This is a genomic window from Streptomyces sp. NPDC006259 (assembly GCF_042870975.1).
In the GTDB taxonomy this organism is placed as follows: Bacteria; Actinomycetota; Actinomycetes; order Streptomycetales; family Streptomycetaceae; genus Streptomyces.
The window spans coordinates 1,223,905-1,250,419 of sequence record NZ_JBIAHY010000002.1 but is presented as its reverse complement, the minus strand read 5'-3'; the positions used below and the strand labels follow the sequence as shown (position 1 = coordinate 1,250,419).

The 26,515-nt window shown below is 68.0% G+C and carries 29 protein-coding genes and 2 pseudogenes; 17 read left to right on the top strand and 14 right to left on the bottom strand.

What is annotated here, in order from left to right; all coding sequences use genetic code 11:
* Positions 1–43: 43 nt before the first annotated feature.
* Positions 44–1,309, bottom strand: a complete 1,266-nt coding sequence (locus ACFYO5_RS11455; protein ID WP_388707066.1) for an FAD-dependent monooxygenase — start codon at positions 1,307–1,309, stop codon at positions 44–46.
* Positions 1,310–1,327: 18 nt separating this feature from the next.
* The gene (locus ACFYO5_RS11450) at positions 1,328–2,185 is read right to left on the bottom strand and encodes an alpha/beta fold hydrolase (RefSeq protein WP_388707063.1); all 858 of its coding nucleotides are present in this window, start codon (positions 2,183–2,185) and stop codon (positions 1,328–1,330) included.
* A 77-nt stretch (positions 2,186–2,262) separates the two neighbouring features.
* Between ACFYO5_RS11450 and ACFYO5_RS11445 the strand changes: the two genes are divergently transcribed.
* A complete protein-coding gene (locus tag ACFYO5_RS11445; RefSeq protein WP_388707061.1) occupies positions 2,263–3,168 on the top strand; it encodes a helix-turn-helix domain-containing protein in 906 nt (301 codons plus the stop codon).
* On the opposite strand, the gene ACFYO5_RS11440 is transcribed toward ACFYO5_RS11445, so the two are convergent.
* Complete coding sequence (locus ACFYO5_RS11440) at positions 3,101–4,210, bottom strand: helix-hairpin-helix domain-containing protein (protein ID WP_388707058.1); 1,110 nt, start codon at positions 4,208–4,210, stop codon at positions 3,101–3,103. The two genes, ACFYO5_RS11445 and ACFYO5_RS11440, sit on opposite strands and share 68 nt — an antisense overlap.
* Positions 4,211–4,301: 91 nt before the next feature.
* On the opposite strand from ACFYO5_RS11440, the pseudogene ACFYO5_RS11435 reads away from it, so the two are divergent.
* The 9 genes and pseudogenes from ACFYO5_RS11435 (at position 4,302) to ACFYO5_RS11395 (ending at position 11,505) form a co-directional block, all read left to right on the top strand.
* Positions 4,302–5,069: pseudogene (locus ACFYO5_RS11435) on the top strand (transposase family protein).
* Positions 5,070–5,138: 69 nt separating this feature from the next.
* The gene (locus tag ACFYO5_RS11430; protein WP_319182176.1) at positions 5,139–5,384 is read left to right on the top strand and encodes a DUF2283 domain-containing protein; all 246 of its coding nucleotides are present in this window, start codon (positions 5,139–5,141) and stop codon (positions 5,382–5,384) included.
* 669 nt (positions 5,385–6,053) lie between these two features.
* Complete coding sequence (locus tag ACFYO5_RS11425) at positions 6,054–7,022, top strand: DUF6192 family protein (protein WP_388707055.1); 969 nt, start codon at positions 6,054–6,056, stop codon at positions 7,020–7,022.
* Complete coding sequence (locus ACFYO5_RS11420; RefSeq protein WP_388707053.1) at positions 7,019–7,537, top strand: hypothetical protein; 519 nt, start codon at positions 7,019–7,021, stop codon at positions 7,535–7,537. The genes ACFYO5_RS11425 and ACFYO5_RS11420 overlap by 4 nt, the downstream gene beginning before the upstream one ends.
* A 27-nt stretch (positions 7,538–7,564) precedes the next feature.
* A complete protein-coding gene (locus ACFYO5_RS11415) occupies positions 7,565–8,110 on the top strand; it encodes a hypothetical protein (RefSeq protein ID WP_388707050.1) in 546 nt (181 codons plus the stop codon).
* A gap of 274 nt (positions 8,111–8,384) precedes the next feature.
* Entirely contained in the window at positions 8,385–8,906 is a 522-nt protein-coding gene (locus ACFYO5_RS11410) for a TnsA-like heteromeric transposase endonuclease subunit (protein WP_388707047.1), read from the top strand.
* A 234-nt stretch (positions 8,907–9,140) separates the two neighbouring features.
* On the top strand, positions 9,141–9,269 hold the full coding sequence (locus ACFYO5_RS11405) for a hypothetical protein (RefSeq protein WP_388707044.1): 129 nt from the start codon (positions 9,141–9,143) through the stop codon (positions 9,267–9,269).
* 25 nt (positions 9,270–9,294) lie between these two features.
* Positions 9,295–9,981, top strand: coding sequence for a hypothetical protein (locus ACFYO5_RS11400; protein ID WP_388707041.1), 687 nt, complete (start codon positions 9,295–9,297; stop codon positions 9,979–9,981).
* A gap of 738 nt (positions 9,982–10,719) precedes the next feature.
* Positions 10,720–11,505, top strand: coding sequence for a class I SAM-dependent methyltransferase (locus ACFYO5_RS11395; RefSeq protein WP_388707038.1), 786 nt, complete (start codon positions 10,720–10,722; stop codon positions 11,503–11,505).
* Here the strand turns inward: ACFYO5_RS11395 and ACFYO5_RS11390 are convergent.
* Positions 11,470–12,603 carry an IS630 family transposase gene (locus ACFYO5_RS11390; RefSeq protein ID WP_388707036.1) on the bottom strand — a complete coding sequence of 378 codons (1,134 nt, stop codon included), beginning with the start codon at positions 12,601–12,603 and terminating at the stop codon, positions 11,470–11,472. The genes ACFYO5_RS11395 and ACFYO5_RS11390 overlap by 36 nt on opposite strands.
* A 382-nt stretch (positions 12,604–12,985) precedes the next feature.
* On the opposite strand from ACFYO5_RS11390, the gene ACFYO5_RS11385 reads away from it, so the two are divergent.
* From ACFYO5_RS11385 to ACFYO5_RS11360, 6 genes are all read left to right on the top strand, one after another.
* Positions 12,986–13,909, top strand: a complete 924-nt coding sequence (locus ACFYO5_RS11385) for a hypothetical protein (protein ID WP_388707034.1) — start codon at positions 12,986–12,988, stop codon at positions 13,907–13,909.
* Positions 13,910–14,076: 167 nt separating this feature from the next.
* Complete coding sequence (locus ACFYO5_RS11380; RefSeq protein WP_388707031.1) at positions 14,077–14,319, top strand: hypothetical protein; 243 nt, start codon at positions 14,077–14,079, stop codon at positions 14,317–14,319.
* A gap of 241 nt (positions 14,320–14,560) precedes the next feature.
* Positions 14,561–15,661: a dsDNA nuclease domain-containing protein gene (locus ACFYO5_RS11375; RefSeq protein WP_388707027.1), complete on the top strand. Its 1,101-nt coding sequence runs from the start codon at positions 14,561–14,563 to the stop codon at positions 15,659–15,661.
* Entirely contained in the window at positions 15,651–16,235 is a 585-nt protein-coding gene (locus tag ACFYO5_RS11370) for a hypothetical protein (RefSeq protein WP_388707024.1), read from the top strand. Before ACFYO5_RS11375 ends, ACFYO5_RS11370 begins: the two co-directional genes overlap by 11 nt.
* Entirely contained in the window at positions 16,232–18,151 is a 1,920-nt protein-coding gene (locus ACFYO5_RS11365) for a hypothetical protein (RefSeq protein ID WP_388707021.1), read from the top strand. Before ACFYO5_RS11370 ends, ACFYO5_RS11365 begins: the two co-directional genes overlap by 4 nt.
* A 232-nt stretch (positions 18,152–18,383) precedes the next feature.
* Positions 18,384–18,629 (top strand): hypothetical protein, encoded by a 246-nt coding sequence (locus ACFYO5_RS11360; RefSeq protein WP_388707018.1) that lies wholly within the window; start codon positions 18,384–18,386, stop codon positions 18,627–18,629.
* On the opposite strand, the pseudogene ACFYO5_RS11355 reads toward ACFYO5_RS11360, so the two are convergent.
* The 8 genes and pseudogenes from ACFYO5_RS11355 to ACFYO5_RS11320 form a co-directional block, all read right to left on the bottom strand.
* Positions 18,614–18,937: pseudogene (locus tag ACFYO5_RS11355) on the bottom strand (ATP-binding protein); the annotation flags it as partial. The gene ACFYO5_RS11360 and the pseudogene ACFYO5_RS11355 sit on opposite strands and share 16 nt — an antisense overlap.
* A gap of 118 nt (positions 18,938–19,055) precedes the next feature.
* Positions 19,056–19,616: a GNAT family N-acetyltransferase gene (locus ACFYO5_RS11350; RefSeq protein WP_388707016.1), complete on the bottom strand. Its 561-nt coding sequence runs from the start codon at positions 19,614–19,616 to the stop codon at positions 19,056–19,058.
* A gap of 201 nt (positions 19,617–19,817) precedes the next feature.
* Positions 19,818–20,219, bottom strand: coding sequence for a hypothetical protein (locus ACFYO5_RS11345; protein WP_388707014.1), 402 nt, complete (start codon positions 20,217–20,219; stop codon positions 19,818–19,820).
* Between the two features lie 281 nt (positions 20,220–20,500).
* Positions 20,501–20,737 carry a hypothetical protein gene (locus tag ACFYO5_RS11340; RefSeq protein WP_388707011.1) on the bottom strand — a complete coding sequence of 79 codons (237 nt, stop codon included), beginning with the start codon at positions 20,735–20,737 and terminating at the stop codon, positions 20,501–20,503.
* A gap of 116 nt (positions 20,738–20,853) precedes the next feature.
* Positions 20,854–21,687 (bottom strand): hypothetical protein, encoded by an 834-nt coding sequence (locus ACFYO5_RS11335; RefSeq protein ID WP_388707008.1) that lies wholly within the window; start codon positions 21,685–21,687, stop codon positions 20,854–20,856.
* Positions 21,668–22,579 (bottom strand): aldo/keto reductase, encoded by a 912-nt coding sequence (locus tag ACFYO5_RS11330; RefSeq protein WP_388707005.1) that lies wholly within the window; start codon positions 22,577–22,579, stop codon positions 21,668–21,670. Before ACFYO5_RS11330 ends, ACFYO5_RS11335 begins: the two co-directional genes overlap by 20 nt.
* A complete protein-coding gene (locus ACFYO5_RS11325) occupies positions 22,576–23,748 on the bottom strand; it encodes a JmjC domain-containing protein (protein ID WP_388707002.1) in 1,173 nt (390 codons plus the stop codon). Before ACFYO5_RS11325 ends, ACFYO5_RS11330 begins: the two co-directional genes overlap by 4 nt.
* A 21-nt stretch (positions 23,749–23,769) precedes the next feature.
* Positions 23,770–23,919, bottom strand: a complete 150-nt coding sequence (locus tag ACFYO5_RS11320) for a hypothetical protein (RefSeq protein ID WP_167358666.1) — start codon at positions 23,917–23,919, stop codon at positions 23,770–23,772.
* A gap of 164 nt (positions 23,920–24,083) precedes the next feature.
* Between ACFYO5_RS11320 and ACFYO5_RS11315 the strand changes: the two genes are divergently transcribed.
* The gene (locus ACFYO5_RS11315) at positions 24,084–25,412 is read left to right on the top strand and encodes a hypothetical protein (protein ID WP_388706998.1); all 1,329 of its coding nucleotides are present in this window, start codon (positions 24,084–24,086) and stop codon (positions 25,410–25,412) included.
* 168 nt (positions 25,413–25,580) lie between these two features.
* Here the strand turns inward: ACFYO5_RS11315 and ACFYO5_RS11310 are convergent, their stop codons facing one another.
* On the bottom strand, positions 25,581–25,775 hold the full coding sequence (locus ACFYO5_RS11310) for a hypothetical protein (RefSeq protein ID WP_388706995.1): 195 nt from the start codon (positions 25,773–25,775) through the stop codon (positions 25,581–25,583).
* A gap of 3 nt (positions 25,776–25,778) precedes the next feature.
* On the bottom strand, positions 25,779–26,147 hold the full coding sequence (locus tag ACFYO5_RS11305; protein ID WP_388706992.1) for an EF-hand domain-containing protein: 369 nt from the start codon (positions 26,145–26,147) through the stop codon (positions 25,779–25,781).
* Positions 26,148–26,515: the final 368 nt, after the last annotated feature.

The following is a 26,515-nucleotide window of genomic DNA, read 5'->3' as shown; positions in this document are numbered from 1 at the left end:
TGAGTTCCGCAAGCCGGGCCGCCAGCAGGGCGGCGAGCACTCCTCACTCCACCCCGAGCCCGCCTCCAAGGTCGCCCGCGAAGCCAACTCGGCCTCGCGATGCGGTGGGCGACGGCAGGTAGTCGTCGACGGTCATGGAGTTGTAGAGGCGTGCGCTCTTGGTGGTGAGGCGGAGGAGGGCGCGGCTGGGCCCCGCGGGCAGGGCGGAGATCAGGCGGGCGCCCTGGGCCAGCCCCTGCACTCCGAGGCGTGAGGTGGGGATCAGGGTCTTCGCCGCGCTGAGCGCTGCCGCGCGGCTGCCGCGCACGTGCTCCGCCATCGCTCCCTCGTAGGCGGGGAAGGCGCGCTCGTGGTCACCGCCCGCCCGCGCCAGCTCCCCCGCGAGGACGTACGCTCCGACCACGGCCAGGCTGGTGCTGCCGCCGACGGCCGGGCCGGGGCAGTAGCCCGCGTCGCCGACGAGCGTCGCCCTCCCCCGCGACCAGGTGTTCATGCGGAGCTGGGTGATCGAGTCGAAGTAGAACGCCGGGGTGCGGTCGAGCTCGTCCAGCCAGTCGTCCACGTCAGGGTGCATGCCGCCGAACGCACCGCGCAGCAGCTCCTTCTGCCGGGGCACGTCGTGGTGGTGATAGTCGAGCTCGCGCTCGCTCCGGAACAGGAACAACGCCCGCGCGTCGCCGAGGTGCCGCGCGCCGTACATGCCGACGGTGCGGCCGACGCCGACGTGCATGAGGAGCTCGCCATCGAGCGCGGAGACGTTCGGCAGGGTCAGTACCCCGAGGTACGCCCCGGTGAAGGCGCTGAAGCGGGACTCGTCTCCGAACACGAGGCGGCGCACGTTGGAGTGCAGCCCATCCGCGCCGACGACGAGGTCGAAGCGGTGCGGTGCGGCCTTCTCGAACCGCACCAGTCCGTCGGACGAGATGGCGGTGATCGAGTCGTCGAAGATGTACTCGACGTCGTCGCGCGCGGCGTCGTAGTAGATCTCACTCAGGTCGTCGCGCATGACCTCGACGTGCCGGTCGGAAGCGGCACTGAAGATCTTGGAGAGGTCCACCCGGACGGGACGCCGTGCGCCCTCCTGCTGGACAGTCATCCGGTTGGTGCCGGTGGCCCGCTCCTCGATGCGCGGAAGCACGCCCATCTTCTCAGAGATGTTCATCGCGGGCCGGAACAGGTCGACCGCGTGGCCGCCGGTCTTGCGCGGAGTCGGCGCGCGCTCGACGACGGTGACAGAGAAGCCGTGTTTGGTGAGCCAGTACGCCAGCACCGGGCCGGCGACGCTGGCGCCGGAGACGAGAATCCGCATGGCACCCCTCATTGTCATTCAGTCCACCCGTACGGCGTGGATCGTGGTGAAGGCCAGCAGGGGAGTTGCGGTCCGCGGGGGATCCTCGAGTATGGGTGAGTGTCCGAGACCGGGCAGCAACTCGACTTTCGCGCCCGGAACTGAGCGGTAGTCGGCGGCGGATGAGGATCGCCACCTGCGGTCGTCCTCACCGAAGATCACCAGTAGCGGCTTGCCGAGCGCCGTCAGCCGGTCCGGGAGCGCGCGCTGCTCCAGGTACTCGCGGGTGGCCTGCATCGTTGCGGTGAGCGAGTGGTGGGTCATGCAGCGCACGTCGTCCAGGAGCTCCGGTGGGATCTGGTAGCCCGCACGGCTGCAACCGGTGCTCGCGAACCGACGGAGTTGCTCGTCGGTCGGCGGCCACTGGGAGAGTCCGATGGCGACGGACTGCGGTGCGATGAAGGCGTCCAGGCTGGGTCCGGTGTTGACGAGCGCGAGCGCGGTCACCAGGTCGGGTCGCTGCTCGACGAGGGCGGTGGCGACCACGCCGCCGCTGGAATGGCCTACGACCACGGCGTGCTCGACGCCGAGCCGGTCCAGTGCCGCGCCGGCCCGGCGTGCCTGGTCCGGGAGCGCATAGCTGCGGTCGGTCGGTTTGGCCGACCGGCCGTGCCCGAGCAGGTCGATCCGGATGACGCGGTGAGATCCGGTCAGCAGGGGAACCAGCGAGTCCCACGAGCGGGTCGAGGATGCCGACCCGTGGATGAGCAAGAGTGCGCGGGCGTCGCGGGGGCCGTCCTGACACACGTGGATGTCGCCGTCGTCCAGCGCCAGGGTCGAACTCTCGGTGGCCTCTGCGCCGCCGTTCACGTACGGTCCGCCGTCAGAAACAGTCATGAGCCCACTGTCGCTGCCGGTCCCCGTCGGCGGATTGGATAAATGTTCCCGTCAGCCGGCTCAACTAGCATGGGACGGTGCGGACTTTCATGCATGGTGCGTCTGTGTGGGACGTCGCATGCCCGCAGCGGCCCAGCAGGGTGGCCTGTCTCACCATGGCCGGGTTCCGTGTCCGTGACTTGGACGCGCTCCGGATGGTCCCGCACCCGGCCGTGACGCTGCTCCTGGAGTTCGGCGCCGGCTCGCCCGTCATTGACTGTGCCGCCGGGCAGCAGCAGCGGGGAAGCCTCGTCGCCGGGCCCGGGCTTGGGACCGGAGGCGCGGTCCGGGCGCGGGGAGAGAACGTCGAGTGCGTGCAGGTGCGCCTGTCCCCGGTGATCGCCCGCGCGGTTCTGGGCGTCTCCCCCGCCGACCTCGACGGCGCCGTCGTGTCCCTGGGCGATTTGTGGGGCCGGGAGGCGTCCCGGATCCGCGAGCAACTCGGCGATGTCTCGTCCTGGCAGGAGCGTTTCGCGTTGACAGACGCGTTGCTCGCCCGTCGGTATGAGGCGGAGCCGCACGTGGACCCTGAGGTGGCCTGGGCCTGGCACCGGATCGTCGGCAGCCGTGGCCTGGCCCGGGTCGACGGACTCGCGGCCGAGGTCGGATGGAGCCGTAAGCGCCTGTGGTCCCGGTTCCGGTCGCAGCTCGGGCTGCCACCCAAGCGCGCCGTGAAGCTGGTCCGCTTCGACCATGCCGTCCACCGCCTGGTCGCAGGTGAAGGCGCGGCCCGAGTCGCGGCCGACGCCGGCTACGCCGACCAGTCCCACCTGCATCGGGACGTCATGGCGTTCACCGGGGCAACCCCCGTTACCGTGGTCGGCGAGCCGTTCCTCGCCGTTGACGACATCGCATGGCCCAGCCGCGGAACACCCGTCAAGCCTCACGTCTCCAGGGATTTCCGGCTCGACCGCCCTCCGGAGGTGAGACGACTACCGCTGTGAACGTCACCGCGCTCACCTGCGCCGGACCGGTCCGGCGGCGCTCAGCGGTCAAGGGGCGCACGAGGGTCGCCGGCCCCACCGAGCCAGGCCATCTCGCGGCAATACGGTCGAGGACCGGTTCAAGTCGACGGGCGCTTTCCGTATGGCGATCAAAGGTGAGCTGCTGGCCGGAGAGCCGAGCGGTCGTCAGATCTTCGGCTCTCAGGGAGAGAGCTGTTACCCGTGCCCGTTGAAGTCCCAAGGCGTCGTGCAGTGCTTGTGCGGTGCCCGCCAGTACTGGAGTGTGAGCCGTGGGTTCTTGAAGCACTCGCGTCCGGGTGGTCTTCGACCGATCCGCGTAATGAACTGTGAGTGTGAGCGCGCGGGCCACCTGGCCGTCCGTCCTCAATTGCCTACCGACGTCAACGGCAAGTCCAAGGAGTGCACCGCGACGTACCGATCCATCGACCTCATGCCTGGCGAATCGCAATTCAGCGCTGGCCGACTTGGGCGGAGCGTGCGGTACCACACGTTTCCGGTCGATACCTCGGGCCCGTTCGTGCACAAGACGCCCCGTTTTCGCACCCAGGATCCTCTGCAAGGTGGCCTCAGAAGTTTCTGCCACCTTACCGATACTGTCCAACCCGTACTCGCAGAGCATGCGCGCCGTCTTCGGCCCCACTCCATACAGGACTGCTACTGGCTTTGGGTTCAGGAAGCCGGATATTCCCTGTGGGGTATCCGTGATACAGCGAACGGCACCAGATGGTCCGTGATGCCCGGCCATCCTGGCGAGCATGGGATTGGGAGCCACACCGACAGCACAGTCAAAGCCGTACAACGCCAACATGCGCACACGCACAAGTCGCGCAATCTCAACAGCGTCGCAATCGAAATAGCGAACGCTCCCGCTCACATCCGCCAATGCGGCGTCGGGGGGAATGGCCTCGACAACCGGGGTGATGTCACCCAGGACCTGAAGAAGTGTCTCCCACGTCTCCCAAGGTGGCTCTGGTGCCTGAACATAGATAATGAGGCTTTTCCAACGGTGGTTGCGTAGCACGTCGGTTGGCTGAGGGCGGCGTTGAGGAAAAGGTGAAGCTCCTGGTAGATGGGTTGTCGACCAAGATCAACCTGTCCGCCCGGAGCTTCACATGCTTGTCTACCCATCGGGGATCGATCTGTCCAACTCGACCCTGCGCTACCTGTCCGGCCTGCTGAGAGCCCGGCGTCGTGAGCGCGGCACGCGCTGGCGCCGCCTGACCGCGGACCGACAGGCTCTGCTCGCGCTGGCCCATCTGCGCTGCGGGCACACGTACGCCCAGCTCGCGGCCGGCTTCGGGATCGGGCTGGCCACCGTCTACCGGTACATCGTCGAGGCGGTTGAGGTCCTGGCCGCCCTTGCCCCCACCCTCCAGCAGGCTATGACCGTCGCCGCCAACAAGGCATTCGTGATCCTGGACGGCACCCTGCTGCACATCGACCGCATTGCCGCCGACCGCCCCTACTACTCTGGCAAGCACAAGCGCCACGGCATGAACGCACGTCCAGGTCATCGCCGATGCGTTCGGACGCCTGCTCTGGGCCTCACCTGCCCTGCCAGGTGCCGTCCACGATGTCAAGGCCGCACGCATCCACGGCATCATCGAAGCGCTCACCCAAGCCGGCATCCGGACGTGGGCCGACAAGGGATATCAGGGAGCGCAGGGGACGATCCGGGTGCCTTACCGGGGCCGCTGGAGCACGCTCCCAGCCGGGAAGCGGGCGGTGAACTCCTCCCACGCCAGGATCCGAGCCGTCGGAGAGCAGGCCAACGCCACCCTGAAGAGCTGGCGGCTCCTGCGCAACTCCGTTGCAGCACCACCCGCATCACCGACATCGTCAAGGCCGTCCTGGCCCTGCACCTCGCCACGGCAGCCTGAGATCGCTGCGGCCGGAGGTATGGACAAGGACAGCGCCACCATCAACGACAGCAAGGGAGACCGCTCACCGTGACAGACGTCAGAGTCACCTACGACAAGACCGTCAACGCAGCGTACGTATACCTCACCGAACCGCAGGCCCGCGTGACGTCCGCGCGCATGTATCCCTGCGATCCAGTGGACGTCGATGGCATGATCAACCTCGACTTCGACGAGCAGGGCCGCCTCATCGGCATCGAGGTGTTGGCGGCCAGTTCGAAACTGCCCGAGTACCTGCTCCAGTCCGCAGAGCGACTTGACACCGAAGGTGCATGACCAGCCGAGCACCACGCTCGCGGCGAACAGGTTGGAAAAGGCTCAGTGCTTTTTGTTCCGGCAGGGCGTCACTGGACGGTAGGACCATGCGTACTCTGGAGATATGGACAGGCGGGTGCGTTGCTGCGCCTTCTGCCGTAAGCCGCTGCCGGTGTTGGCTCGGTCGGATGTCCGCTATTGCCGTCCTGCCTGCGGCGCGGCTGCGCGGCGGAGGCGTGCTGCCGACCTGGAGGCAGGGCCTTTCGATACGACGTCGAGAGCGCTGCAGAGCTGCCCTGTCTGCGGTAAGTCCGTCGCCGCTGGGCAGGATCGTCGGCGCGATGCGGTGTACGACCGGCCTGCCTGCCGCTCTGCCGCCTACCGGGCCCGCGCCTCGATCCTCGCGTGACGGATAAACGTCGTGCTACAGAACCCTGGCCTGCGGGAATGCGGTAGATCCGTAGGTCCGCTCCTGTACTCCCGCACCCCGATTTCAAATCCGGCTTCAGCGAGCGCGCGCGGTTACTGACGCAGGGGGCAGCAATGAACAGCACCCTGCCGTTCAGATAAACCAGCCAATCAATAAACAAACGTGACATAAGGTTCTAGATTGGGAGTAAGGGCACGGGCGTGAGGTTTGATGTGCCCGCTGGACCTGTACTCGCGCCTCGGCATGCAGGGAGGCTAACCATGGTCAGAGAAAGAATTGTCAGCCCCTTTCCCCAGCGCTACACCGACCGGCAATGGGGGCGCTACGTGCGCCAGGGCCGCGACCTGGTCCTGGAGGAGACCCGGATCCAGTTCGAGCTGGGCGACATCACGTTGAAGATGGTCGACAAGTCCGAGCCCGGGGAAAAGCGCGGCGTTTTCGCGATCCTGGACCGCTACGCCGACCAGATCGGTATCAACGTCCACACGCTGCTGGGCTACCGGTTCACCGCCATGCAGTGGCCGCCCGAGCACAGGGAGCCGGGCGTGTCCTGGTCGGTCCACCGTGCCCTGGAATCCCTGGACGATCGTTTCGAGCTCATCCAGGAACCACCGGACGGAGCGGGCCGCTGGACTGAGGACGCCGCTCTCAGGCGTGCCGGCCGTCTGCCTCACCGGCCACTTACCAAGGAAGAGAAACTCGACCGGGTGCGCACCCTGCTGACGAACTCCGAGAACGCGGTGGGCGCGGTGGAGGAGATCATCCGACGGCCTGATGTCGCGCACCGGGTGATGGCCAACCCGGCCAACCAGCGCATCCTGTACCGCGCACACCACGAGCAGCGGATGGAAGCCGCGGCAGACCGGCTGGCGGCCGCGCACGAACGCGATAGCGAGCCCGCAGATAGCGGCCCCTGGGAGCAGGAGGAGACGACGGCCGCGCCCCAGACATCAAAGCGGTTGCGGGAACCGGCCGTGGACTACCAGCGTGCCTCGCGTGAGGCACTGGAACTGATCGGCACCGGCACCGCGTTTCTGGTCGACCTGCAGGAGATGGTCCCCCGTCTGCACGTCGCGGAATTCACCGACCGGGAGGTGAGAGCGATCCTGGACAACCACCGAAGGATCCGTGCCGCACTGGACTGGTGCGACTCCGCGCTCGCAACCGGCGACAAGACGATGGACGAGGAACTCGCCCGCATCCTGTCCGAAGGAGATGACGAGCCATGACTCGTCCAGCCCGCACCACGGCAGCCTCGGGCACGGGCCAGCGGGCCGCCCCGGTGCCTACCCAGCACCTGGCAGAACTCGCCTGGCACCTCTTCGACGAGGCCGGCGACGACGTCCTGCTCCCCCGCGAGCACATCACCGACCGCATCCACGCCACCGACGGACAGTTCGAGCGCACCAAGGGCTACATCCGCGACCACCTCACCATGGAGAAGGGCAAAGCGTTCCTCGCCTACCGCGGCGGCTACATGATCACGACCGACCCCGCGAAAATCGCCGAGAACGCCTCGTTGCGGATGCGCCGGATCAACACCGAACTGCGCCGCCTGCTGTCGGGGGCCATCAACCCCCTGGGCGAGCAGGTGGCCGACTACGAGGTGCTGGCCATGTTCCAGGACGAGATCGCCCACATGACCCGCACCTACGACCGCATGAACAAGGCCACCATGACCATGCCCAAACCGGTACGGACCACGAAACCCAAGCGGCGCCGCCACGCCACTACCCGGACCTGACATCAAGCCACAGCCAGGACAAGCGTGATGGCGCGTCCGTCCGCCCGACGCCCATCCAGCGCGCGTGCCCTCTACCGCGCTCTGGACGAACTCGGCGCTGCGCCCGTACCGGACCCGGGCCTGCGGCCGGACGGGCCCAAACGCACCGACAGCGCGCTGCTGCTGGGCGTGCTGCTCGCCAAGACGGAACTCGACGCCGCCGTGCGCGCCGACCCCACGCAAGAACCCCCGCGCGGCCTGATCCAGCTCCTGACCGGCTACCGCTCGACCATCCCCTCACCCTCAGACGAAACCCGCCTGCGGCTCCTGAGCATGCGACTGATCCGCAGCGCCATCGAAGCCACACTCGACGAGGACTCCAGCCCCCTGGCACAAGCAGCGGGCGACGCCGCCCTGGCCGCTGCCGGCCTCATCGACGCCGAACGGCTCAGAGGCACCGGAGCCACCCCCAAGACAATCAACACCACCATCGACGCCGCCACCCAGTCACTGCAGGCAGCCACCATCAGCCTCATCACACCAGGGCCAGAACCGAACGCGAAGCCATTACCGGATCTGATGATCAGCAGTTGAGCCGGTATGCAGGGACGAGAAGCGGTGGCAAGTCCGGTGGGTGCTGATCCTGCTCCCTTCGAGGCGCGGTTCCTGGATCTGGTGGGCAGCAGCCACCAGATGCCGTGGATGGACGCCATACGCGGCATCCGGCTGGAGGACTGCGCGCCGGTGCGTCCATTTGCTGTGCAGCCCGGGAGGCGGATCGCGCCCGGGTGGTGGTGGTCGGCGACCGACGGCCATCTGGTGCGCTACGGGTCGGGCGTCATGCGGACCCAGGTGATACTGCTCGACCGTGATCCGCAGGTTGTGGCGATGGCGTGCCGCCCAGTGGAGCTCATATGGCGCGAGGCCGACGGATCCGCGCGAGGCCGACGGATCCTGTGTCCGGCACGCACCGCATCTGATGGCCCGGCTAGCCGATGGCAGTGGTCTCCTCCTCGACTGTGCCGGACACGACGAAATCTCACGCCGGCTGGCGCATCGCGCAGAGAGGGTCACGGCTGCTGCTGGCTCGGCAGGGTGGGAGTACAAGATCGCCCGGCCACCGGACCCGGTTGTGGCCGCCAATCTCAAGTGGCTGGCCGGCTACCGGCATCCCCGCTACAGGGGCGGCGAGCTGGCCGGGCGCGTGGTCAATGCCTTTCTCCGTCCGCGGCCTCTGATAGAAGGCGCCCGGGAGGTCGGGGATCCCGTCGAGATCCTCCCTGTGGTCTTCCACGCGCTATGGCACGGCGCCTTGTCAGCTCCGCTGCTCAAGCCGTTGCACGAGCAGGTGACCGTGTCATCGGACCAGGCCGGCCAGGGGGCGGCGTGACCTACACGGTGCTTGAGCCCGGAACGCAGCTGCGCTTCGCACAGCGGACCTGGACGGTAGTCATGCTGGAAGAACCTCGCGCCCGGCTGATCGACGCGGACGACTCCGTGGCAACGGTGCTGGTGAATCGCCTCTTCGCTGCTCCCGACTTCGAAGTCGTGGGCGCACCTCGGCGCGGCGTGGCGCCCTGCGGGCTTCTTGAGGAACTGCCGGAGGCTGTACGCGAGCGGGTGTATGCCTGGGAGCGCCATCTACGACGGCACCGAACGCATCACCAAGAAAGCACTGGACGCCATCCAGCTCGACCACCTCGCCGAACAACACAAGCGCCCCCGCACCCGCCGACCGTCCACACCGCCATGATGCGGACGTGAAGAAGACCAGGGAAATGCCCACTGACGATGAATGCACTGCCGTCTGCGGCCAGGCGTGGGACGTCCTGATCCCCGCCCGTGCCGACTACCTGGCAGGAGTCTCACCGCACTACGACGAGGTGTTCCACGACGTCGCACAACGAACCGAGCACGCCAGCAGCCTCGGGAAGACGGACATCGCGGCCCTGGTCGTCTGGAAACGGCTTTCCGCACAGACCCCGTGGGTATCGGCGCTCATGTCCCTGCCCGACACCCAGGTGCGCGAGGTCACCAAGCGGGCCGTCACCGCAGTCCGCGACACCGCGGTCCCGCGCAGTGAGGCTGCCCGCACAGGACGCAGCATCATGTGGGAACTGCCCGGCTTCCGTACCGGCGACGCCCTCGCTTCAGCCGCCCTGACAGCAGCAGCCCCCACACGGATGGCCGTCTACGACCGCCGAGTCCAACACGCCCTAGACACCCTGGGTCTCACCCTCACCCCCGCACCGGGACGCTACGGCCGCTACATGCAACTCCTCGACAACCTCCTCCAACACAGCCGAGCACCCGCCGACGGCTGGACCCCACGCGACCTCGACACCGCCCTGTACTGGACCGGCAAAAACCCCCAACCCACCGACCACCGAGCCAAGAGCTACCAGCCCCCCCCCAAAACGTCCCTACAACGCACCGACACCACAGACACCAGGCCACGCCTCTGACCAGGCACAACACGCCTGACCAGCCAAAACACACCCCGGACCATTAGACGCAGAAGCTACCCACAACACCCCGGAAATTCCCACTCCAACCCACACAACCCCAGCTCAGCCCCACCCCACCCCCACCAGAACCCATTCTCAACCAACACCCAACCCCGCAGCTCACACCCCACCCCACACACCAACTACCCACCCCCGGATCGACACCCAGGTTGTCCCGGCCCAGCCGACGAAGGGCGGCTCCGTACGGCCCTCGCCGCCGAAGCCGCCGGTGCGGCACCACCATGCCGAGTGCGACAAACCGCTGGTCGCCGGCGGCACCTGCACCTGCGATCTCATCGAGCAGTACGGACCGCCCTCCGAACGGGACGACTACTGAGAAAGCCTCTGCCTGCTCCCTCCCCACCGCGCCAGACCCGGGCCCTCCCTTCAAAAGGCCTTGGGCCTCGTGCTGTCGGCACGGGCGGGCGGACGTCGCCTAGTGCCGCGGCAGGCAACGTTTGCCCTGTAGCACCGCTGGAAAACTCGTCGAAATAGTCTCCCCGCCGCAGCCGAGGATGGCCCCATTCTGGCCCTTGATGGCTGGCTGGGCGGACGCGGAGTCGGGGGCGGGAGTTGGGGCTTGCCAGTGGCCTCCGGGGCCTGCAGCAGCCCATTCCAGCCGTCGCAATACTCCCTCTGACCTGGCCTTTTGTCATCCTCGTTCCTATGATCGACATCGGTCGAAAGGGGGGCCGGATGGACCGGACCGTACGCACCGTCGAGGACGTTCTCGCGCTCTTGGACGGGCTCTTCGTATCTGAATCCGAGGCCGGCCGCTTGGCGACGGGCGACGGCAAGGACTTCTGGGACCGCTTCTATGCCGACCGGTCAAGGCCCGTCCCGTTCTTCGTGGCGAAGCCGGACGAGAACCTGGCCGCGTACCTCGACCAGGGTCTGATCGCTCCCGGCCGGGCTCTGGACCTGGGAAGCGGACCCGGCCGCAACGCCCTGTACCTCGCCTCACACGGCTTCGAGGTGGACGCCGTCGACCTCTCCCCGGTGGCCGTCGCCTGGGGCAAGGACCGGGCTCACGAGGCCGGAGTCGACGTCCGCTTCCTGTGCGGTGACGCTTTCGCCCTCCCCGCCGCCGAGTTGAGCGGCCCCTACGACCTGGTCGTCGACTCCGGGTGCTTCCACCACCTGCCGCCCCACCGCCGGGTCAGCTACCTGGCCCTCCTCGACCGCGTCCTCGCCCCTGGCGGCCACCTCGCGCTCACCAGCTTCGCCGCCGGCGAGGCCGGAATGGGGTCGGAACTCACCGACGCGGACATCTACCGCGAACGCGAGTTGCAGGGCGGCCTCGCCTACACACCGGAATCGCTGCGCTGGATCTTCTCCGACCTGGTCGAGGTCGAACTGCGCCGCATGCGGGAGGAGCCCCCTGACTCAGCACTGTTCGGCGTGACCTTCCTGTGGACCGCGTTGTTCCGTTGGGGTGCGGCTGCCTCAGGCGACGTTCGCCCTGTTCACGACCTCGCGTAGGCGCTCGTCCTGGGCGTGCTTGTTCCGCCAGATGATGTAGCGGCGGATCATGCTGCCCTGCTGCTTGTGGCTGGCGTGGTCAGTGCCGTCGAGGGTGAAGTAGCGCAGGGCGGTGAACTGGGCCTCGATGCGGTTCAGCCATGAGGAGTTGGTCGGGGTGTAGGCGATCTCGACGTTGTTGGCCTCGGCCCAGTTGGCGACCCGGCGGCACCGCTTGGTGGTCAGGTGGGGCGAGAAGTTGTCACACACGATCGCGATGCGCTTCGCGATGGGGTGCAGGGAGCGCAGGTAGCGGCAGAACTCCAGGAACTTGGAGCGGTTCTTGGTCTTCTTGATGTGGCCGTAGAGCTGGTCCGTGCCCAGGTCGTAGGCGGCGAACAGATGCCGGACGCCATGCGGGCGGGTGTAGGTGGCACGGCGGCGGGGCCGCGGCTCACGGTCGGGGTCCTTGTGCTTGCCGCCGCGCTCTGCCCACTGGCGTCCGGGGTGGGGCTGGAGGTTGAGCGGGCCGAACTCGTCCATGCAGAAGATGACTTCGGGCTCTCCTTCCTCAGGGATGACCTCGCCGTCGGCGATGGCGTAGAGGTGCTCGACCCGGGCCTTCTTCGCGGCATAGTCGGGGTCGTTCGAGGACTTCCAGGTCTTCACGCGTTGAAAGGAGACGCCCTCCTCGCGGAGCAGGACCCGCAGGCCCTCGTGGCTGATGTCGTCGACCACCCCCTCGGCGACCAGGAAGTCGGCCAGCTTGACCAGGCTCCAGGTCGAGAACGGCAGGCCGTGCTCGGCCGGCTTGGACTTGGCGATCTTCTTGATCTCGCGACGCTCGGGCAGCGTGAACGTCCTGGGGCGCCCACCCTTGTACTTCGGGTAGAGCGAGTCGAAGCCGTCGGCATTGAAGTTGTGCAGGACGTCGCGGACGCGGTCTGGGCTGGTGAACGTCACCGTCGCGATCTTGTCGACGGGCATGCCCTGCGCGGACAGCAGCACCATCTGGGCGCGCCGCCAGGTCACCACGGACCCAGTGCCCCGGCGGATGATCCGCAGCAGTCTCCGGCCCTCATCGTCGTCGATCTCCCGCACCCGCACCCGTTCAGCCACCAGGACAGCATGGCCCACGCGCGCCCTTCGGGCCCGTACCCGGACGGCGCGTCACAATGAGGCAAACGTTGCCTGCCGCGGCACTAGGTCAGCCGGGCCGATGCGGGACCCACTCGTGGGTCGTCTCCTCCCGAGCACGGAGTTATGAGATGAAATTGTCAAATGTTGACGTCCAGAACGCCATAGATCGCAAGCTGAACACGCAAGGGTTCCGAGCATCAGATGCGGGCCTGCCTGCGGCTTTTGGTGAACAAAAGTTTCCTATCGGGGTCATCTGTTATCTCATGTTTTCCGACTAGCCGAGCTGAGCGGGCGTCCGGCCGGGCGTGCGCTCCCGTATCCGGCACCCGAACCGCCCTGTCTGGGGCGCATAGTTGGGCCTGTGAACACCGAACTGACCGTGCTCAAGCGGGACAAGGTCGTGAGCCAGGGCGAGACGATACGGATGCTGCTGGACGAATCCAAGCGCTCCAGCCGTGCTGTCCCCATCCGGCGCGCGTTCGTTCAGGACACTGTCCCCGGCCCTCGCCTGGTCACGCGGCCCGGCCCTCTCCGTCACCTACTGCGCAGCCCCGAGCGGCTGGAGCTCTTCCTCCTGGTCCACTGCGTCGCCGCACGGGGCCCACTCCCGCGCGGTCGCGTCGACGGCGACTGGGGCGTGACTCGCCGGTCCGAGACATGGGGCCGCGCCGCAGGGATCTCGTTCGCCACCGACGGCACGGCGAGCGCCGCGGTCTCCCGGCACCTGGCCAAGCTGAAGAAGCTGAAACTGATCAGCACGGCGCCGGACGGCCGGATGACCCGCATCATCAAGCTGCACGAGGACGGCTCCGGGGACCCGTACACGCTGCCGTCAGGCAACTGGGAGGGCTCCCGCAAGGACATCTATTTCAAGGTGCCCTTCGCGTACTGGGAGCAGGACTACTACAAGTCGCTGACGATGCCGGCGAAGGCGATGCTGTTCATCTTCATGAGCCAGCGCAGCCGGTCCTTCGTCCTGTACAAGGACAAGCAGTTCGCGTCCTGGTACGGGATCTCCCCGGCGACCGTCGGGCGCGGCATCACGGAGCTGAAGACGAAGGGGCTGCTGTACGAGTTCCTCACCGAGCAGTACCTGGACGGCTCCTCCATCTTCGGCCAGAGCACGGGTGTGCGCTGGGCGCTCGCCGCGCCGTTCGACCTGAACATCAACAAGAACGACCGGGAGGCGGCGGCCGCCGCCTGGACCCCGGCGGGGGCCGCCGCCACCGCGCTGCGGATCGCCTCCGGTGTCCCCATGCTCTCGGGGGCGTTGGCCCCGAAATGAGAACCGCCGGGCGCTGCGGCGTCCCGGCCCCACGACTCCCGGCCCGGCACACACGGGTCGGGCGCGGCGCAGGCCGCCGCCCCGCAAACGGGCGACGGCCCCCTGTTGGAGCAGGGAGCCGCCTAGTGAAGAAACCGACAGTCACTTCCCAAGGAGGCACCATCAGCATGTTCAACGAGCCTAAGGGCACCGCCCGGCCGGCGTCGACCCGGCACCACCAGGGCAACGGCAAGCTGCGCAACATCTGGTCCGAGATCCGGGCTCGGCTGCGGCAGCTGCTGGACGGCGGCCGCCGCCGTCGCCTGCGCGCCCTCGCCCGTACGGCGGGCTACGGCATCGTCCGCGGCTCCGCTGGCGCCGTGGGCGCGAGCGGAACCGGCTGGATCATCTGGTGGATCCAGCAGCGCTGACCCGGCGCCCCCGCTGATCCCATCTCCGCCGACGTGGTGGTCCCGCTCCCTGGCCGGGGCCACCAGCGGCCGGCGGGGTCAGCCTGTTCTTGTACGAATTGCTCCAACGGACCGTTGCGATCCGTGTGCGGATGGTGATCTACTCCGATGCCTAGAGCGTCCGTTGGGGGCACGATGCGAATAGAAACCTGTGCCGTTGAGCTGGTGGTCGGCACCGGCCGGTTGCGTAAGTGGAGCGCCAGTGACGCTTGCGCCTGCTGATGGTGGCCGGCGCAGCCGGCGCGGCTTCCTGTACCAGGATGCGGTCACACTCCTGGACTGCCTCGACATGCTGGACGGCCACTGGACGCAAGTCTCGTGGGAGGATCTGGAGGACATCCTCTGCTACAAAGCTGACGCGCCTTCTTACCGGCAGGTCAAGACAGTCGAAGGAGCGAAGCGCCACAGCATCGCCGACATCTGCAAGCCGGATGCGGCGAAGAAGGCAGAGAACAGAACGGCGGCAACGAGCTACCTCGGCAAGTTGTTCGGCGGAAAGCCACTTCCTGAGGGAACACGCTTCACGCTGATCGTGAATGAGACCCCCCAGCGAGATCTGTTCCAGTTTGTCTGTGAGCGCGGCGGAGCACACGGGCCGGTCAGCGCAGACGATCGTGAGCGGATCATCGACAAGCTCAACGGTCTGAGCCTGCCCGACGGCCGTGACGTCGGATGGTGCGTCGATCGTCTGGATGTACTTGTCACAGCGCGCACTTGCGATCAGGTCGAAGATGAAGCCCGCAGACGTCTGATTCCACTGATTACGACGTACCTCGGCCAGGACCCGCTGGCGCAGGAGGTGGACAACGTTCTGCTGGGGCTTGTCTCCGGGTACATCGCGCGCCGTGCGGCCGAACCAGAACCTCAACGCCACACGGCTCACGAATTCCGGATCATCCTCGAGAAGTCCATTCTCCAGGTGACCGGGCAGCGCTCCGATGGTTCCACCGAGCCGCTCATGACCCTTCAGGCGAAGCTGCGGCCGGCTGGTGTCCCCGATGCCGAGGCGGAACGTCAACATGAAGCCATGCTGACGTTCCGCCAGGCCCAGCGCCGCAGCCTGGGTAGTGAGCGCCAGCGTCTCGCCGAGCTTTCGGACAAGGTCTACGCCATCTGCCAGCTCACCTCGATGCAGAGGCGCGGCGGTCTGATCGAGGCAGGCGAACCCGCCTATAGGGAAACGATGCTCAAAGTCAGCCAGATGCGGGAAGTGGTCTCTGGAGCGGTAGACCTCAGCCAGGCTCTGGCTGTGCTGAGCGACATCACCGCACGCTGCCAGAACAGGTACGAAGATGCCTCATAAAATCGGCAGCAAGGTCGTGCCGCCCCTCCATAGGGCATGGGATCCCGACGACTCGGTCGATTTCCATGCCTCGCGCCTGTTGCTGCTCATCCACCTGTGCGGTCAGAGCCCGGGGCCGTACATCGAAGGGCGCACGAAGTTCGCGAAGCTCGACTTCTTCCTGCGCTACCCCGGATTCCTGGAACGAGCGCACGCCGCTCTGCTGCCGGGCAGAGCTGGTCGGCCAGAAGTGTTCGTCGCTCCGGACACCTCCGAGATCGAGGCGCCAATGGTGCGATATCGGTACGGCCCCTGGGACCACCGTTACCGCCAGTTTCTGTCCTTTCTCACCGCCCGCGGCCTCGCAACCATCACCGTCAGCCATAACCCTGAGCGGGTGAAGCTCACGGCCGCCGGCAAGGCGACGGCGGCCCGGCTTACGGCGATGGAGCAGTTCCAGCCCTTGGTCCAGCGATGCCGAGCCATGCAGGGCAACCTGGCGGACATGTCAGGCACTGACCTGAAGAACCTCATCTACGACCTATTTCCGGACGAGGTCGGCAACGCGACCTTCCATCAGGAGATCCGCCCATGAGCGAGCCCAGCACATCCGAGCGCGGGCTTCGGATCGCCAAAGTCACGCTCGTACACCCAAGCGGCGAGTTCGACGAATATGCCTTCGAGTCCAGCAAGCTCAACATCCTCACCGGCGTACGAAATAGCTCCAAGACCACGACACTCCGAGTGATCGACTATTGCCTCGGTGACCGGGACAGTCCCGCCGAAGCTCTCAAAGCGGCGGTCGCCGATGAGCACGTAGAGGTCAGCACCGACATCAGGATCCACGGCCAGCCCCATACCCTCACCAGGTACCTCACGCAGGGACGGATGGGAAAAGTCAGCATCGACGGCTCGGAGATCACAGCCGCCGAATTCTCTGACTGGATCTTGGGTGAACTGGGCTGGCCCAACCTGCGCATACCCAAGGGGCTTCATCCGCCTGCGGCCACTGAACAGGTCCCCCTGTCCTTCCGCAACACCTTGCGTCACTTCTACCGAAACGAGGACTCCTGGACCAGCTTCGCGAACAAGGAGCATGAGTTCGTCCGGCGAGCCGTCGTCAGCCAGCTCCTAGGGTTCGCCCAATCCCGAAGCGCCCAGGCGAACCGTGACTTCGAGCTCGCACAGGCAAAACGGCGCCGAGACGAAGCAGAGGCCGTGAGCAGGGAGGTCCGGGAAAGCACTCTGCAGGCCATCACCTCCATATCCGAGAACCTGGGCCTGCCCCTCACCCACAGCGCAGAGCAGGTCGCCTCAGCACGCCGCGAGCTGCAGGGCGAGCTCAATGCCATCCACGAACGCCGTCGAACCCTGACAGCTGAAATCCAAGGCATTACTGAAGGAAGCACACCTGCCGGGGCGCCCGCGGGATACGACTCCTCCCTGACCGTTGCCTACGGGGAGGTCACCAGCCAGCTCAGGCGCGCGACCGAGGAAATGGCGGACCTGGAACATCTCCTTGAGGAACACCGCCGCTCGGCTCGCACGGTCACAGCCGAGGTAGGTCGAATGGAACGTCTGATCACCTCCATCGAGGTCTTCGACGCCCTGCCAGTCCGCTTGTGCCCTGCCTGCGAGCAGAGCGTCGATCCCCAGCGTGCTCACCACGAGGACGCCTGCTATCTGTGCTTCCAGCCGGTGGACGATGACAAGCGCCAGCGCAGGGCACAGGTGGAAATCAGATCCCTGAAGTCAGAACTGTCCGAGCTGGATGACGTCATCACACACACCGCAACCGACCTCGAAGCCACGCGAATGCTTCAGCAGACGTTGCATGCACAGCAGGCCGAACTGGCGCAGCAACTCAACCAACAGCGCGCCGCACAACTTGCCCCGTTCATGGCGACGCTGGAAGGACTCGCCGCGCAGATCGCCCAACTGGAGCACAAGATGACTGCCCTCCCGGCGATGGAAGAGATTCTGCAGCGCCGCGACGAAGCGCACCGCACCTTGCTCTCCGCTCAGCAGACCGTGGATCAGATCGAGAAACAGCAGCCGGCCTCGAGGACATCCGTGCTGTCTCCCATGGACCGGTGCTCCGCCTTCGCCGACCGCATGAACGATTTCCTCGCCCGCTACCGCGACACGCTCTGGGTGACCCGGGACGTGACGATCAGGGACACCGATCTCACCTTCTACGTCGGTTCCCGGCCCTGGGACCAAGGTCTGGGAGCAGAGGCCAAGGTTCTGTTCTTCCTGGCATATAGCTACGCCATCCTGTTCCTCGAAAGGGATCTCGACCAGGAGTGCGCCTTCCCTGGGCTGCTGCTGCTGGACAACCCTCACCAGCAGGGCATCGCCCACGACGTAGTGCGCCAAGCTCTCACGGAACTGGCCGCAGCCGCCCGCGACACCGGAACCCAAGTCATCAGCACGCAAACGCTGAGGCCACCCAACAATCCAGAAACCATCCGCGAGATCGCGATGCCGAAGGTATACGCCGCCCCATAGAAAAATCGCAGTGCAGGGGACGTACAGGCGACCCCGGTCACGTCGCCGACAGCTCCCGACCACCCATCGGGCCGCCTGCGAGTCAAATGATCCCGGCCGAACTCAGGTCCGGCTGGGACTCTCCCGCCTCCGCCGTGTGCGGCACTCTGCACTAGGAGGACAGCACCCGAGCTCTCGGTGAAAGGGATCGGGTATCTGGCCGTACCGGCGGCGCAGGGCCGCACTGGAGTCCGTGTTCACCGCCCGCCGGCTCGTCGCGCCGTGGGCACTGTATCCGTCGACCACCGATCCGGACACCGTGCCGGAGTGGCTGACGTGGGCGTCGGTCGGCATGGGGCGGATGGTCTTCAAAAGGCTGGACGACGCCGACCGGCCCTCGGTGCGAGGCTGGGAGAAATACAAGGTCCGCGAGAGGAGCGGGGCGGGCGGCCGCCCGGACAGGAGGGCCGCCCACGCGCGCTGTCACAAGCTGAGGTAGAAGCGCACGGTCGTGCCGTCGTCGCCGGTGTGCATGCGCACCAGGTCGGCGACGTAGTGGACCAGGATCAGGCCCCGGCCGCCCAGCTGGCCGCGCTGCGGCGGGCGGCGGCCGGCCAGCGGATCGGTCAGCCGGCCCTCATCGCGGACCTCACACACCAGCTGCCCCCGCTCGGCCCAGACGGCGAGCGTCCCGCGGCCTCCGCCGTGGACCACGCTGTTGGTCGTCAGCTCCGCGACCGCCAACTCCACATCCATCAAACGCTCCCCGCCCATGCCCAGCCGCATCGCCTGAGCGAGCGCGAACCGGGTGCTCGGGGCCGGCCCCACCGCGCCCGGGCAGTGACCGCGGCTGTGCCCGACGCGGTGACACCGCCGGCTGTGACATGCCCCCGTAGCGTCCGCCGACCCGACTCAGGCCCAGCTCTCACTCAAGACCGCTCAGCGAGTGCAGTTGCGCGAACTCGTCAGCGAGTATGCCCATCACGACGAGATCATGGTGCTGGCCGGCGAAGAACACGTGATCACGCAGGCGCCCCTCCTCGGTGAAGCCGAGCCGGTGGTGCAGTGCCAGCGATGCCTCGTTGTGCGCGAAGATCCGCGCTTCGCACTTGTGGTAGCGCCGCTCGGCGAACATGAACCGCAGCAGCATCACCACAGCCTCTGCCGCGTAGCCCTTGCGCCGGTGCCCGGCGCCCATAGTGATGCCGTACTCGAACCATCCCGCACGTGGATCTGCGTGGTGCGATCCGACAGCCCCGACGATCTGCCCCGTGTCCACGGCTTCGATGACCAACCCGAAGCAGTCGCCGTCGGACTTCGCGACGGCCTGGTCCTTCGCCCAGGCGCGGAACCCCTCGGCAGACCGGGGCGGGTGCAGCAGGTCTCCCAAACGCTCCTCGTCGACGGCGAAACCCATGAACGCCGTCCAGTCGTCGGGCTCGATACCGCGCAGACGTACCCGCTCACCAGTCCAGAACGAAGCCATCCCCTATTCGATCATGTCGCATGCGCGAGGCACAGGCCCTCCAGACCCCTGCCTGAACTGCCTGGTCATACCGGTGAAGCCAGATCAACTTGGTACGTCAGTAGAGCCACGAAACGCTGGTGCCCTGGTGCCCAAGGAAGTGCTTACAAACAACAGGACACCGATCTGCGCGTGGGCACAGAACTCAGGCCAATGCAGGTCCTAGCGGTTGAGGTCCGCAATGTAGGCGGGAACCAGGGCCCGGATACGGGCTTCCGGGACGTCACCGGGGGCGAGGGCCTGGACCGCAAGCTCTGTTCCGGGTGTCGCTGGGGCGCCAAAGAGAGCGTGGAGGAACTCAAGGCCGTGCTCGGTGACGGTACTGACGCGGGGGTCGCTGCGCAGGATGGCGAAGGATGCGGCGACTTCAGCGGGTCGGATGGTGATCATGATGCGATAGACATCGCCGGCGTCTTTGGCGCTCAGCCGTTGTGGTTTTCCGCGGTTAGCGTCCTCGATGCGTTCGTACAGCTTGTGTGCCTTGGCGATCAGGAGGGCGGCCGGGCCGGCGACGTAGGACTCGATCGTGCGGGTGTCTTGAGCGTTGAGGCTGGTGATGGTCATCAGGGAGCGGTCGACAGCTGCTGCTTCGAGGCCGGGGGCTTGCTTGACTGCCCACTCGTCGTGAGGCGGGAGTCTGTAGCGTTTCACTCCAGCCAGAGGACATGAGCAGAGCGGCCGCAACGGGGATGTCAGCACTCCGACCACGGAGAAACCGCGTGGTGACCTGCGAGAAGGCGGAGACGGCCCATCGGGTCGCGCAACAGTAGGCGCAACCTCCAGCGCAACAGCCAGGCGCAACCCTTGCCCCAACCCAGTGCTCCTGGTCGACCCGAGGCGGCCGGTCACGCGACCCGGACGGCTCCCCGGGCACGGGCCATCTGACGCAGCTCGCAGCGCGCGGCCGGCACCGAGGGGACGGTCTCCCAGTAGGGGTGCCACCACAGCCGTCCGGACAGGAGCAGCAGGCGGCGGCGCAGGGCGGTGGTGTTGCGGGGGCGGGGTGCGGCGAGCGCGTCGTAGGTGGCGTTCCAGGCGGCTTGCGTCTGCACCAGGTCGTCAGGGAAGTCGGTCATGTCCATACCGGTATTAGATCGCTTGTTCGAATTCGGTGTCACATCGGACACGCCCCGACCGGAGCCGTCGTCGGGGCCGCACCCGGCGTGGTCGGCCTCATGGGCGGGGCGACCGCGCGGGCTCAGCGGCGGCGCAGTTCCTCGGCCCAGTTCCGAAGCGGTCCTTCGAGGACCAGGTTGTCTCCGCGGGCCACGGTCTGGAGCAGCTGGGCGCACACTGTCGCTTCGGCGGCGAGGCCGGCCGGGCTGCCCAGGATGGGGAAGGCGTCGCGGACGCGGGTGGCGACGTCCTCCTGGCGCAGCGAGTAGGCGTAGAGCATGGCGGCGTCGAACCCCTCCGGGGCCTGCCCCCAGCCTTCCCAGTCCAGAAGCCGCAGAGGCTCGGTGAGGTTCGCCCAGTGCAGGTCGGCGTGGGCAGTGGTCCAGCAGGTAACGGCGGGGGCCGGGATGCCGACGAACTCGGGGATCGCCCGGTTCATGTACTGCTGCCGTACGGCGACACGGTCAGTGACAGTTGCCGACACTTTCTCCAGCGTCTTGGTCAGGTCGGCCCACCAGGAGCCGGGCAGCTGGAGGTCGTGCTGGAGGATCGGGTCGCCGGACAGGACGGGCTGGTCGACGCGGGCTGACAGCTCCGCCCGGTAGGCGGTGCCGTCGTCGACGGCGTCGTGCACGGCCAGGAGCTCGGGGCGGTGCCCGTCGAGGTCGCCGAAAGCGTGCTGTGCGTCCATGGCGCCGTCCCACAGTTTCCCTGACGCCTTGGCCTCCGGGGCGGACACCAGCCGCAGCCACGCCGGGGCGCCGGCGGCGGTGCGGGCCGGGGCACCCAGGGTGCGCCCGGCCCAACCCCAGAACTCCCCGCCCGGCTCGGTCTGCACGTCCAGGGCCTTCGCGGCACGGGCGTGGTGGGTGCGCATGCGCTGTTCGGTGTCCGGGTCAGGGGGAGGCGAGTACATGAGTGATCTCCCGCAACTTGGCGGCGGTCAGGGAGGGTTGGGCGACGACGTCGGCCGCGTCCCTCCAGTGTGGCGTACTGGAGGCCGCGATGAGGACGTCCGTCACTCCTGGGCATGACGCGACGGTGAGGAGGCACGCCTGTGCGGGGGTCAGGCCCGGCCGGATGAGGTCGGCGAGCTCCTGGTCGACCATGCCGGGGAGCTCGCCGCCGTGCAGCGGAGCTGAGGCCATCACCCGCAGGCCCACGCCCACGGCGGCCGGGAGCGGCCCCCGGCCGTCCAGCGCCTGGACGATCGGCGTCATCATCACCAGGCTGACCGGCAGCTGGACCGCGACCAGGTGGTGGTGCTGTCCGCCCGCGGCTTCGGCGGCCAGGGCGAGCAGCTCCCCCACCGTGAACGCTTCCTGTTCCAGACCCGCCCAGGTGGCGACCCCGTACCCGGCCACGTTCCCGGCCGCCACCTCCTCCTCCAGGACCACGAAGGCGTCCCGCATCGCCTGGTGCAGGGCGGGACGGTCGCCGGGGTGTGCGCGTTCCGGGTTGTGCAGCAGGACCAGGTCCAGCCGCTCACGTCCGAGCTGTTCGCGGTTACGGGGGACCTGCCAGCGCACGTAGTCCGGGGCGAGGCTGTGCCCGGTCACCGCCTGGTCCTCGGTGAGGACACCGGCGTTCACCGCGTCGGTGCCGGTGGCCGCCGTGAAGTACCCCGCTTTCGTGGAGACCCGCAGGGACGAGTGGGCGGCCAGGACCGGAGCCAGCACGTCCTGGGCGCGGCCTGCGGCGTAGTTCGGGGCGGTGTCGATCCACCGCGCGCCGGAGGCGGCCGCACGGGCAGCCGCCTCCGGGATCGCCCGGCACCGGTAGGTACCCAGAGCGAGCTCCGCTGTCACAACAGGCTCCCCACCACGGCGGCCTGCCCGGCAACGAGCTCCTGGACCAGCCCGACGACGTCCTCCAAGGCGAGGCCAGCCGTGTCGGCGAGCGCGGCCAGGTCCACGGTGCGGCCGTCGACCAACGGGCGCAGCACCGCCTCCGCCTCGAGGGCGAAGTCGTACACCGTGCCGACGGCGGACAGGGTCACGACGTCGTCGCCGACGTCCAGCACGGCGCGGGCGGTGGTCAGCCGCACCCGCAGGTGTGGGTCGGCCGGGATGCCGTCGATGTACGGCAGGCTCGGCATCATGCGGCCGACGGCCTGGCCGTCCATCGCGGCCCGGTAGCGGGCGAGCAGCTCGGGGTCGTCCAGCAGTTCGGCGAGCCGCTTGCGCATCCCGTCCATGCCGTCGGCCTGGACGTCCGGGGCGGCGAGCAGCGGCAGGTCGCGGCGCCAGTCCTCATGGGTGAGCAGCTGCTCGGACACCCACGCCATCAGGTCCGTCGCGGTGTGGGTCTGCAGGCCGCAGGTGACGTGCAGGGAACGGGTGCCCTGGTCGGCGGAGACCGCGTGCCACACGCCGCGTGGCACGTACAGCACGTCCCCGGGATGGAGGACCAGGTCGGCGACCGGCTCGGTGGGTGCCTCGCCCGGGTCGTCGATGTCGCGGTAGAGCGGGAACGGGCGGGTGGTGCCGTAGATCCGCCACCGCTTCGCGCCGTCCAGCTGGACAATCACGGTGTCGTGGTCGTCCCAATGAACACCGAACCCCTCGGTGCTGGTCCACGACGCGTACAGGTTCGCCTGCACGCGGGTGCGCAGGTCACGCTCAATCGCTTCGCAGAGGCTAGCGAGCGGCGGGTGGAGTTCGTCGACGCTGTCCAGGGCGAGCGAGGCGCCCTCCTGGAGGCGGGCGTGCAGTTCGGCCGGGTGGAGGCGGTGCCACACCGTGTGCCGTCGCGTGGCCACCGGCGTGGTGTAGGCGCCGACCAGCAGCGTCTCGCCGTCGCGGGACAGCCGCATGCGCGGCGGCTCCAAGCGGTGGGCGGCGAGGATGTGGTTGAGGTCGTCCCAGGTCATCAGTCCGGCGACATCGAGCGCGCCGGGTACGTGGCGGTGTTCGCGGTGCAGTGCCTGGGCGAGGAAGTCCTCGCCCAGGCACGCCGCGATGGACAGATCCGTCATCGCGTCAGGGCTCCCGATCCGTCAGTCGTTGCCGTCGCTCTTGCCGGTGCCGCCGCCGTCCGAGGGGATGGCGTTGCGGCCCCGGGCGGCGACGATCGCCCGGCGGGAGCGGACCAGGCCGCCGGTCGACGGCCCGGACGTGGCGGGCGGGGGCGTGGCGGGACTCTGCATGAGGACCCTCCTTCTGATCGGTCGGCCGAGCCCTGACGGCACGGCCGCGACACCCGCTAGTACAGCCACGAGAACGGCTGGCGATAACCCCGTCATGGGGCCCCCATGGTGGGTATGGTCGTCAGGCTGACGCAGCGTCATTCCACGAGCTTTCAGGGGGACTTGTGGACGACTTACCGCCGTCACCCGCCCAGATGCCGCACTGTCTGCTGGCCGACCCCACGTTCGTGAGGGCCCTGCGCGTGCGCGACTTCACCACGGTGTTCGCCATGGCGCACGACGAGGGGATCTCCTACAACCGGATTGCGGAGGCGTGCGCGCTCAAGTCCGAACGAGTCAGCCAGATCGCTCGGGGCACCGCAGCTGTCACCGCGCTGGCAACTGTCGAGCGAATCTCCGGCGGTCTGCGCATTCCCGGTGCCCTCCTGGGGCTCGCTGCGCAACCCTGGGAGGACACCGCCGCCCTCGGCACGGAGTCCGACCATGGAGATGACCCGATGAAGCGCCGCAACATGCTGCGTGGCGCGCTCGCCGCCGGCCTCACCGCCCCGGCACTCGCCGCCCTCACCGCCGCCCGGACCGACGTCGACCAGACCCTCTCCCCCGACACGCCCCAGGACCTGGCCGACCTCGAGGCCGCAGCCGAGAGCTACGGGTACGGCTACCACGGCCAAGCCCCCACCCGTGTGCTGGCCGATCTGGTCTCGGACTTCGCTGGTCTGCGTCCGCTGCTCACCATCCCGCAGCCCGCACCGGTCCGGGCCAGGTTGTGCCGGACGGCCGGGCAGATGGCCGGGATGACCGCGATCGTCTTACACGACCTGGGCAGCCGGAAGGAGTCCCGCGCGTGGTTCGCCACCGCCGCCCGGGCCGCCGCCGAATCCGGCGACCAGCAGCTGCACGCGTGGGTCCTCGCCCGTGAGGCGATGGTGCCGCTCAACTACGGCGCCCCGAGGGCAGCGGCCGGCCTCGCCGAACAGGCCCGCCACATCGCCGGCACCCGGCCGACCGCTGCGGCGACGCTGGCGGCCGCGGTCGCCGCTCGCGCCTACGCCCTCAACCACCAGAGCGAGCAGGCCCGCCAGGCGCTCGCCGATGCCGACGCCCTCATGGAACGCCTCCCTGAGGGCGAGCGGTCGGACACCTGGCTGACCTACGGCGAGCAGAAACACCACGTCCACCTCAGCCACGCCTTCACCACCCTCGCAGACACCCGCCGCGCAAACGAGAGCCAGCAGCGCGCCCTGGAACTATCCGCACCGACCAGCACCATGACGCGCACCCTGCTGACCATCGACGGTGCCGCCTGTGCCCATCACGACGGCGACACCGAGCAGGCGTGCCGCCGTACAGTCACCGCCCTGACCGCACTGCCCCCGGACTACCGCACCGGCCTGGTCCGCCGCCGCGCCCTGGACCTGTACGAGGCGATCCCCGCCCAGCACCACCGCGAACGCGCCGTACGGGAACTACGCGACGTCGTGGCCGGCTGAGAACGACGGCTCCCATAGTGGGCGGGCGAATTCGGTGCCGTCGCAGTGAACGCAGCGCCCTCCCCTGGTGTGCTGCGGGCGCCGACGGAGAGCCGGGTGAGGCCGACGGTATGGGCCGCGTGCAGCGGGGGTTCCTGCCGTTTGCCGAGCGTGACCTCCAGTGCGACGTCAGGGCCGGTGTAACGCGTGTTCCAGGACAGGCCGCAGGTCAGGGTGCGGAGCGTCTCGATCGTCCATGGTCTCCGCGCCGGACAGCTGGACGCGGGCCGCGAGCACGATGTCGGTGGCCGCGGCGAAGGACACCAGCGCGACCGGCCCGGCGAGCGGCCCGGCCCACGGGCTCGGGGTGCCGGGTGGTGCCAACGGTCAGCTGTGGGCCTGCGCGTGGAGGGCCCGCGCCATGGAAGAGGACCCGTCGGTGACGAAGGAACGGATCTGTGCCAGGTAGGCGTCGCGGTCGATACGGCCGTCACCGTCCTCGTCCAGCGCGTCGAAGGCCGCACGGGCGTTGTCGGCGGGGTTGCCCAGGGCGTGGCGCAGCCGGGTGAACTCTGCCCGGTCATGGTGTCCGTCGCTGTCGGTGTCGGCCAGGTCGAACAGCGATCCAAGGGCCGGCCTGCATACCTCGTCGAAGGCCTCCGCGCCCGCCCATGCCTCGTACTGCGCGAAGGTCACCCGTCCGTCCTGGTTCACGTCCATCGACGCGAACACCCGCTCGTGGGCGGTGCGCGCCACGGACAGGAGCGGGTCGTCGTCGGCCCGGCCCAGTGCCTGCGCTGCGTGCTCGGGCCGGGCAAGATACTCCGGGCGGGAGATGACCCCGTCGGCACAGTGCCGAAAGTGCCGCCACGGCCGGCAGGCATCGCACGCCAGCGCAAGACCGGTTCGAGCGCGTTCACAGCACCAGCGAGGAACCAGGCCATGCGTTCGTGAGTGCGAGCGAGGGAGACCGCCAGGACGGCGAGCGTCTCCCGCAGTCGTTCAAGCCGCTCGATCTGCGACAACGCCTCCTGGACATCCTGCGGACCGACAGCGTCGCGCAGGCCGGTCACAGCCTTAAGAGCGAGTGCGCGGTCACTCGCCGCCGGTTCCCACACCTGCTC